Origin of the sequence: Nostoc sp. (assembly GCF_036919595.1) — a bacterium.
GTDB lineage: Bacteria > Cyanobacteriota > Cyanobacteriia > Cyanobacteriales > Nostocaceae > Nostoc.
In genome coordinates, this window is the sequence record NZ_JBALCO010000003.1 from 1 (window position 1) to 9,990 (window position 9,990).

7 protein-coding genes are annotated in these 9,990 nt (G+C 43.2%); 1 reads left to right on the plus strand and 6 read right to left on the minus strand.

Annotation, left to right across the window (positions count from 1 at the left end):
* Together V7K21_RS00090 and V7K21_RS00095 are read right to left on the minus strand one after the other, a co-directional pair.
* The coding region (locus V7K21_RS00090; protein ID WP_335170816.1) for a 2Fe-2S iron-sulfur cluster-binding protein at positions 1 to 549 on the minus strand (549 nt) is incomplete at its 3' end.
* Positions 550 to 1,570: 1,021 nt separating this feature from the next.
* Complete coding sequence (locus V7K21_RS00095) at positions 1,571 to 1,801, minus strand: hypothetical protein (RefSeq protein WP_335170817.1); 231 nt, start codon at positions 1,799 to 1,801, stop codon at positions 1,571 to 1,573.
* A 151-nt stretch (positions 1,802 to 1,952) separates the two neighbouring features.
* Here V7K21_RS00095 and V7K21_RS00100 point away from each other — a divergent pair, with 151 nt between their 5' ends.
* Positions 1,953 to 3,419, plus strand: a complete 1,467-nt coding sequence (locus V7K21_RS00100) for an APC family permease (RefSeq protein WP_335170818.1) — start codon at positions 1,953 to 1,955, stop codon at positions 3,417 to 3,419.
* Between the two features lie 166 nt (positions 3,420 to 3,585).
* On the opposite strand, the gene V7K21_RS00105 is transcribed toward V7K21_RS00100, so the two are convergent.
* From V7K21_RS00105 to vnfG, 4 genes are all read right to left on the minus strand, one after another.
* Positions 3,586 to 4,929, minus strand: coding sequence for a nitrogenase component 1 (locus V7K21_RS00105; RefSeq protein ID WP_335170819.1), 1,344 nt, complete (start codon positions 4,927 to 4,929; stop codon positions 3,586 to 3,588).
* A 475-nt stretch (positions 4,930 to 5,404) separates the two neighbouring features.
* Positions 5,405 to 6,937 (minus strand): nitrogenase component 1, encoded by a 1,533-nt coding sequence (locus V7K21_RS00110; protein ID WP_334812965.1) that lies wholly within the window; start codon positions 6,935 to 6,937, stop codon positions 5,405 to 5,407.
* A gap of 288 nt (positions 6,938 to 7,225) precedes the next feature.
* Entirely contained in the window at positions 7,226 to 8,611 is a 1,386-nt protein-coding gene (locus V7K21_RS00115) for a nitrogenase component 1 (RefSeq protein ID WP_335170820.1), read from the minus strand.
* 544 nt (positions 8,612 to 9,155) lie between these two features.
* A partial coding sequence (gene vnfG / locus V7K21_RS00120; RefSeq protein WP_335170821.1) for a V-containing nitrogenase subunit delta occupies positions 9,156 to 9,990 on the minus strand: 835 nt, incomplete at its 5' end.

The window sequence follows — 9,990 nt, forward strand, 5'->3', positions numbered from 1 at the left end:
GCGACCAACGAAAATTTTTTGAGTTGCATTTAGCTGCTGATTTTCAGGTACAACTCTTAATTTACCCGTTTTTAGGCTTAACCGAAAAGTATTGGTGCAGTAGCCACACTGAAATGCATCGCGGACAATAAACGCAGCTTGCATCGGGTGCAGATTATTTCCTTGCTCTAGCCCTTCAATGGTTGTAATTGCAGCGTCAGTGTGCATGATCGCAAATGTTAGGCAGGAATTTATTCGCTGCCCATTAACCAGCACCGTACAAGCACCACATTGACCGTGGTCACAACCTTTTTTACTACCAGTTAGCCCTATGTATTCCCGCAGTGCATCAAGTAAGGTAACACGTGGTTCAATCTGTAAATTGTGTGCTGTTCCGTTTACTTGCAGCGTCACCTTCATAGTTTCAGGTGTCGAAGTTTGCGGTATTGGAGTAGTTTTTTGGACTTGAGTTTGTCCTACAGCTTTCTCTACAAAATTATTGATCGTAGCCGCTACTGTGCTAACGATCATCAATTTACCAAAACCACGGCGTCTTAGCCGAAATTTCATCTGTTTACTCCACTCTGTTTTTGTTGGTAATAATAGTTGGTAATTTTCTGGATTTAACTTTTTTATAAGAAGCACTCTTTCTTACAAGTATTTTCCTCAATATGACATGATTAACAGAATACAATTTCATCTTGTAATTGTCTCTCTATCAGAAGATTTATGCCATAAGTATTATCTAAAACTATCACCCTATCTTGAAATCTCCAATATTTTTATTTGATGGAGAATTAAATTTCTTAGTAATTAATTAATTCCTAATTTTTAATAAATTTTTGTTAAGATAATCCTTTTTCTAAAATTTATACTTTTAAAGATTTTAAGAATATCTCTTTACACAGACTCGTTAACACTGCCCTATACGCTAAAACGCCTCATATTGTTCCGAAGGGAGAGGCTAACACCTGCTGTAGGATGCCCGTAACACTATTTCTCCGAGACGCTTTGCTCCCGTGGAAGCAAGCTACACGTAGCGTCTCTTTTAGGAGAAGGGCTATATGGAGAAGACTCTGCTACTTGAGTTATACAGAATTCAATTCTGGCTTCTGACTCTTGAATTCTTTCTTGTTAAAACTGGACACGAGGAAAAGAAGACGTGAAAATGCTGGCAAAAAGCCAACTTTAAATCATTAAGACACAATTACAATTTGTATGCCGAAAGTCATTGTATTCTTGGTGAAACAATTAGCTTATAGACTTAATTTTAGATACAAAATTGAGTTAAAAAACTTTATTAATTTATTAGTTACCAACAAGTGCAACGTTGGATTCAATATAAAAAACTGACAAAAAATAAATTATCCAAAATTATTTGTACATTTGTAGGAGATATTGACATTGTGCCCCTACAATGGGATGTTTTTTAACTGGAAGTCCCTAAAATGTCTATTTAATATTGTCGAGTAGTTTCTTGATTTATCTGTAATCTGATATTTTTTTCTATAAGACTCAAAATTTCTTCTTAAAACTTAGTCAAATACGGGCGTTTCAACTCTCATAGATGGTTTAACACAGCATAGGCAACTTATTCAAAGTTTCCGTCGTCGCGTAGCCTGTTAATGCGATCGCTGGGCAGAATTTTTGTTCTATTAGTTGTCAAATTGTCATTTGGCACATTTTGACAACCAATGGTTGTCGAATTGTTGAAGACATTAGCCGCCGCAATCAAGTAATGTGACTTTTGCCGACTATAACCAAATCTATCACAACAATACTCTTTAAAGGTTTTGTAAGTAAAACGGTAGTGCGATCGCAAAGCTTTATCAGCGGATTTATTAGACGCCGCCCGTCACCGAAATGATTACTTAAAATTGGTGTCATCTACTCATAGCGATCGGACAATAAGTTGCGCTCATTTTTCCATTGATGGATGATAAGCAGTATCAGCAAATAAACCACCCTTGGATATGACACCTGCTACAAATTCTTCGAGCGAACCCCCAAAGCTGCAACGCAATACGCTGCAATTGCGTCATGCAGTCGTTATGGCAGTCGCTGCGATGTCTCCGGTGGGAGCCATCTTTTTTAATACCATTCCCCAAGCGGGACTCGTCGGTGCAGCGATGCCATTGTGCTACATCATTGGTTTTGGGGTGGCTCTGCTAGTTGCTGATCAAATTAGCATACTTGCAGCCGAGTTCCCCGCGAGTGGCTCGTTGTATACCTTTGTGACTCAAGGATTAGGAGTACGCTGGGGCTTTCTCGCTGGTTGGTTGAGCTTAATTTCCTTCGGTGCGGCTATTGCCTTTGTCTTTCTAGTAATGAGTGCGAATTTTCAAGAACTGTTACTGCACTGGTTTGGCGTACACCTAAACTGGACATTATGGTATTGCTTGTTCGCTTTGATCGTCGGGGCAGTGTGTTATCGCGGCATTCACTTCTCCCTGCAATTAGATCTGACACTATTGATGTTTGAACTCGGCGTTTGTCTATTGCTTGCGCTCATCGTGTTTATCCAAGCTGGCAAAACCGGACAATTGACACTATTACCCTTCAGGCTGACGGGGCTACCACAGCATAGCAACCTGTTTGTGGGTGTGATTTTGTCCATCCTCAGTTTCGTCGGGTTTGAATCTGCAACTACATCGGGCGAAGAAGTTCAAAACCCCCGAAAGTCAATTCCGAAAGCGACGGTGATCACCCTAGTTTTAGTCGGCGTGTTCTATGTGCTGATGTCATATGTGGCAACGCTGGGATATGGCATCCATAACATGGCAGCCTTTGCCCAAGATGCTGCCCCCTTCGATACGATCGCACGTCACGTTTGGGGAAATGGGTTCGCCTTATTGATTGATTTTGCGGGAATTATGGCAGGATATGCCTGCGCCGTTGCCTTTCTCAATGGTGCTGCTCGGATTATCTATGCCATCAGTCGAGAAGAACTGTTTCCCCGTTGGTTGGCGCACATTCATCCCACCTATCGTACACCGACAAATGCCATTTTCGGGTTGAGTGGCAGTTCTGCGTTTGTAGGGCTAGGGTTGGGAATGCTGTGGACACCGATTCAGGCCTTTGCCTTTCTGGGAACAGTCATAACGCTGGCTGCCCTAGCGATCTATGGATTGACTAGTTTATCGTGTTTTCGATATTTCTCGACAAAACGCCGCACTCAGTTGGAGCAAAACTTTACGAATCGCTTTGGTTGGTTGCGTTATGTTCTGCTACCTTGGCTCTCAATAATCACGATTAGTAGTGTCCTAGTTGGCAACCTTTATCCCCCTCCACCAGCACCGCTTAACTTAGCACCAATTGTCGTTTTGATTTGGCTATTGCTGGGCATCGGAGTGTTAAAGTTGTTGCAAATTCACAAACCCGAAGCTATTCGTCACGCAGGTAGACTATTTGTCGTTGATGAAACTGAAACTCTCAGTTAGAACAATATAGTACAGCCCTTTAAGAGGAAGTAGGGACTTAGCCGCATGAATCAACTTTTTATCAATGCGTAAGTCCTATATTTTTAACCTTTATCTGTTGGGGAAGACAGTAAGAACAGAGAGAGAAAAAAGCTTAAACTAAGCATATTGAGGTATATTTGTTTCTCTATGTCCAATTAATTTCTTTGGAACGAAAAGCTCTATCCCAATCGTTAGCAATCACTTCCATGATATTGATCATGCCTTCATAGCCAAAATATGGCTTGTCAACATAAGTTTCTCTGTTAGTGGGGCTAAATACATCAAAAGCAATTTTGATTCCCAATTCCTCTGCCATGTATTTTTCCCATGCTGAACCAATCACAGCATCAACACCAAACTCTTCTAAGGTTTGTTTTACCTGATAGCCATCTGCCGAAAATACTATATGGGAAGTAAGACCGAGGCTGTACAGTTCTCGCTCCAAAATTGAACGAGAATCAGGTATCGCCGAGCGAAATAATAATATTTCTGGAATCATCTCCAATTCTTCAAAAAGCATTCTGACTAGTCCAATACCAAGCGTCCCATCCGCAGATACGGCAATTCTACAGTTACGATATCGGGGAATAATCATCAATGCTCGTTTGCGAAGTGTATCTACGACCATTTCTTCGCCTTGTTTGATGATTGGCTCCACTTTTTCATCTATCTTGAAATGTGCCGCCAATGCCTTTAACCACCGAGTAGTGTTGTTTACACCTATTGGTAAAGGTATATCATCAAGGATCAAAGGGATGTCATGAGTCTGTTGCATTTTCCGAGCAAACTTATACCCAACATCATGACTGAGAACAATATTGGCGGTTGCTTCACCAGCTTGCTCTAGTTCTTCAAAAGAGGTATTATGAGAAAATACCGTCTGCACTTTAATTCTTAAAGACTTTAACGTCTGCGTTACCCAATGCAAATCAGCCCACCAAGTAGGATTCAGATTTGCCTGTGGTGCAATGATATTTACAATCTTTGGCTTCCTGCCCTTTCTCTTGGTCTCCCTTTTTTTTATAAAAGGAAGTAAAGCCTCCAAACCCATCTCCAAGCCATCATAAGCATTGCCCCGAAACCCACCAGCCATTAAAGGAACGAGTTTGGCTTTGATATCTGGCTGAAGCTGGTTGCATAATCCCGCAATATCTTCACCAATAATGTCTGCCGCGCAAGTACCAACGACAAACATCACCTTAGCATCAAAAGATTTATCCGCGTCTTTAATCATCCCTTTGAGTTTCTCAGACGCTCCCATTACAATGTCTGACTCAAAAAGACGAGTACAAGCTACTTTTCGCTTGGTGAAATCAACCTCATGAGCATCATACCCAGCTGCAACAGTGGACGCGCAACCCTGTGGAGACTGAATTACAATACTGACATCTTTAATACCAGCAACTGTAGTTGCAATACCTTCAAGGGCACAGCCAACTACTGGGTCTTTACTATGGTTACAATTGTCAAAAGTTGTTTCAGCAGACATTTTTTCCTCCTGTTTTTATAAGGCTTGACTATGGTAAATGCATTTCACGCAGCCTGTAGCGACTTTTGCCTTAACGTTTCCGTGTTTCGCGCAGCCTGCAACGGCTTCTGTTGTCCCTGTAGCAACTTCTGCTTTGACGTTTTTGTGTTTCGCGCAGCCTGTAACGGCTTCTGTCTTCCCTGTAGCGACTTCTGGCTTAACGTTTCCGTGTTTCGCGCAGCCTGTAGCGACTTCTGTCTTGACGTTTCTGTATTTCGCGCAGCCTGTAGCGACTTCTGCCTTGACGTTTTTGGCTTAGTACCAATTCGGTATAAAGATACGCCAAATTCAAACTATATGAGGAACGAACCGCATTCGCGCAGCGTCTCGTAGAGAAGAACGCAAAGGACACAAAGAAAGAAGAAGCCTATTATTTGGCTGCGCCTCTGCGTGAGACAAATCCATACTTTTATTTAGCAAAGTCACATTTCATTTATTACTCGTTCATACATTTTCCCCGTCTCTTCTCTGCATATACAGTACAGTCAGGCATGTCTTGAGCTAATTTTCCGCTTAGTGATTGAGTAGATGCCAACCCGGAATCTTTAGGGAATACCATTTGCTTGGTTAAAGCACTCCGAGGTCTAAAGGCATATTGGAGTGCTGTTTCAATACACCTTGCGACCTTTAAGGCTCCGCGATAGCCAAATCTGGGACGATTTAAGATAGCATTTAAATCGACTACGGGAATATGGGGGAAACTCAAGGAAGAACCAAAATAAACTACCGATTCTGCATCAAGGCCACCAATGAAATCCAGTAATTCATCTTCCGTTTGTTTCATGGACTCGTACTTGCCAAAGGCCAGCGTCCCTTTCGTAATCAATATTTCCGGGTCTAACCCTGTTTCCAATAGGTAGTCTACACTGGTTTCTCGTGCTTCTGTACTCCAGGGATGGAAATTATAGATTACTACACGCATCCCAAAATCACGATCCAACATGTGAGCAAGGGATAAGCACTTGATAGCATCATGTCCTTCGATAATCGCTAACTTCCCTTCTATATAACCCTTAGCTGCTTCAAATTCAGTCTTGATTGCGGCATATTCCTTTTCCATTAGGGCAGCCGCTTGTTCTTCCATGCCTAAATATTTTGCCGCCCCTTCGAGCCATTTTTCTGTAGCAGCGATTCCATAGGGAAGGATAGTAGAGTTTAGCGGAGTACCGAACTTGTCTGACATGGCTTTGCCGATGGTATAGCCAAGATCCAAACATAAAGTACAGTTGACTGCCGCACTCGGTGCTTGCTTGAGTTCTTCTAAAGTACAGTCACCAGCGATGACGCTATGAACTCGTGCCCCCATTCCTTCTATCAATCGCACCAGTTCTTTAACATCAGTTTCGACTTCTGTTCTTTCAGGGCCCATCTTTGCGCCCACAATATTGACAGCATCAGCTAGTTGTGCCTTCCGCTCTGGAGTTGGCGGCTCCATAAAGTCTACGATTTGCCGAAATACGATATCAAATCCACTGCGATATTCCCCGGCAAATCCTTCACAATGTATCGTCATGATTTCAGACTGGATTTCGCCACGCGCCTTATTCACGACGTCATCAACACAGTCCCCAATAATACCAGACGCACAACTAGTGGCAACAACGATCGCATCTGGATGGTATTTTTCATTTACTTCTCGAATCGCGCCTGCTAATTCTTTTTCTCCACCAAAAATTACCGCCTTCTCACTCATGTTCGTAGTCACCACGGGTTCATAAGGTGAACCACTATTGCGGCTATTGGTTAGCTTATATGCCCGCTTTACACCATAGGCACAGCCACTTGGTCCATGAGAAATGACGATCGCATTTTTAATCCCACTTAAAATCTTCGTTGCAGTCCAAAATTTACAGGGGCGGGTATGACTACCTTGTAAAGTGGTCTTAATTTTACCCTCTTTTGCCAAACGATACAGTTCGCTCAAATTTCCGTAAAATACGACATTCTTATCTATACTTGTTGCAGTCATGATTACTCTCCAGTCTTTGTATAGCTTCTGTCTTCAGTACCCTGTGAGGCAGTCTGGTCTTGGGGGTTTCCCCCAGGAGGAACTGCCGAATCCGAAGGGTGATTTGTAAACCAGGCTACTAAGCCGCCCTCTGAAACTAATCAGTTAAACGGGTGCTGCCTGGTTTACAATTGACATAGTATTGCTAAGTATCGTAAAAATTATGATGGAAATACCATCTAATCAGTTGGGGGTGGATGACAGAAATATCACTGCGGATAGATGCCATCCCCCATATACATCAGCTTTCTACCAAACGTTTAAGATCCACTCGCGCTCGTGCTTGTTCTCCATATCTGCAAACATGGTGTTAGCAATGGTGTCTGCGAGCCATTCTGCTCCTTTATAGCCAATAATGGGGTATTTCCACATACCTGCCCGGTCAAAGCTGGGGAAGCCAATCCGAACCATTGGAATTTTGTGATCGATAGAAATATATCGACCTTTGGAATGACCCAAAATCAAGTCGATTTGCATGGATTTATCTTTAATGCGGCGCTCCAATTCCCAAAGGTCTGCATTCCAGATGACTTCGATATCACAGGCTGCTTGCTTCTCTAACGCAGCAATTCTTGGGTCTTTGCTGGTGGCTCGGTTGTCGTCTCCCAACAACATCAGTGCTGGCTCTAACTCACATTCCAAGCAGAACTCTGCTAGGCCAATTACCAGATCGGGATCTCCGTAAATAGCTACCTTCTTGTTAGCGAAGAACATGTGGGCGAGGTCGGCGATCGCATCGATAGCCTTTCCACGTTCTCTGACTAAAGATTCTGGTATTGGTTTGCCAGTCAGTTTCTGGATATTTTGCAGCCAGACGTCAGTGTTTTTGATGCCAATTGGTGTTGGGCCAATGATTGCAGGAACCTTAAACTTCTCTTGTAAGAATTCAGCTGAGCTGCCTCCTTCATATTTGCATAAGGCAATAGTTCCCAACGCATTAGCAGAATCAGCAATTTCTTCAATGGTTGAATTCCCAAAGGCAAAACTTGTCTTATCGGGCATGGTAGGCGCATCGAAGGATTCTGTATCCACTAAGATGTTTGCTGGAACATCCATATCTTTTAAGATGCGCTTGATTTCCGTGACATCTCCAGGGTTAAGCCACCCAGTAATCAGGTTCAACTTGCCAGTTGGTTCGCCTTTTTTTGCCAGGCTAGAAATGATTGCATGTATGCCGACATTATAGCCACTGACCTGGCTACCTTTGTAACTGGGGGTATGCACGGGAACAAGGACAATCTTGCGATCGGGATAGGCCTCCTTTAACTGACCGTTGAGCTTGTTAATGGTTCCTTCGATATCGTCCCCAATCGTCTCAGTTGAACAAGTCGTAATAATTGGAATAATCCGTAAATCGGGATATCGTGCGACTAAAGTGTGTACGGCTTCCTCAATGCGTGGCTGTCCTCCAAGGACAGCGCTATTTTCATGGAGTGAAGAAGAAGCAATGTCAAAATTTTCCTTCAAATGCTGGGCAAATAGCAAACGAACGAACATACTACACCCCTGTCCTCCATGCACCAGGGGAATACAATCTTTTACTCCGATTGCAGCGTACTCAGCCCCAGCAGGCTGACAGGTAAATATAGGATTGATTATTCCCTTGCGTTCTTTTTGTTTTACAACTAAAGACATCCTATTGACTCCTAGATAGTGAGAAACTCGTGCTTGTATTTGTTTGACGTTGTTGAAAGAAAGAATGAATTGTCATCCTGTTCTGTGGTAGGTGCGTCAGGGCATAGATAACGGAGTAAAGTGTCTGCATGAAGGCGTTTTCGTACCTTTAAATCGAAGTAAGGGATGCGTAGCATCGACTACATCAGAAGGATAGAATTGAATTTCTGAAAAGCCTTGAAAACTAAATGAGATGCTACGCAAACACTTTGCTACTCTTGAGGAATTGATGAAGGCGATCGCTTCTCCTTTTGGGGAGAAGCGAAAAGCGATCTAACCCTACATGAAGGCTTCTCTACCAGAAGCTACGCCAACGCGAACAGAATGACAAAACTCTATTTCCTACTTTAATTCAGCAACACTGTTCGTTTAGTGAGGCAGTCCGGTCTTCTCCCAAGGGGAGAGGCTAGCGCCAAGGGGTTTCCCCCAAGAGGAACTGCTGTTAGCGTCAGCATTAGCGACGCAGGAGCGTCACCCGGAGGGTTGAACTACCGATCTAATTGCTTTAATAAAGCGAATAATGCAATTCACCATTCTTCGACTTGGTTATTACAATATCGACCAGCATTGCCTTAACAGATTCCAGTACTGCCTTCTTTTGCGAGTTCTCCATCTTACTTAACCATGAAAACCTAATTTCTAGGTCAGCAGAAAGGATTTTCGCATCTGCATAAAAACCTCTCTCGATCAAGGTGTCCAGAACCACCTTTTCTCCAGTCAAGATTTGGGCGGCCTTATTGAGAACACCATTGATGTTTTCTTCCCGATCCCATGCACGCGAGTGAAACTGCCACAAACACCGTTCTTGAATTAATTTTGTGACTTCCGCAGCTCGCTCTTGAATGTATACCGCGATTTCGCTAGCTTGCTGTTGAACCTGTGGTGCAGCTTCCTTAGCTTGTGGCTGAACCTGTGGTGCAGCTTCCTTAGCTTGTGGCTGAACCTGTGGTGCAGCTTCCTTAGCTAACTGTTTGGCCTGTGGCGCAGCTTCCTTAGCTTGTGGCTGAACCTGTGGTGCAGCTTCTTTAGCTTGCTTTTGAACCTGTGGTGCAGCTTCTTTAGCTTGCTTTTGAACCTGTGGCGCAGCTTCCTTAACTAGCTGTTTGACCTCTGAAGTGACTTCTTTAACTTGCTGTTTGACCTCTGAGGTGGCTTCCTTAACTTGCTGTTGAATTAAGGAAACGACTTCCTCTGATACCTCTTTGGTTGCTTTACCGTTACCATTACCATTGGTACTTACCGGATTTTGGTCACCACGGATATCAATTTGAGCCAATTTCATCAATGGGGAGTAAATGGCATTGTACATATCACGTGCCATGTTCACAGCACCTTCAAAG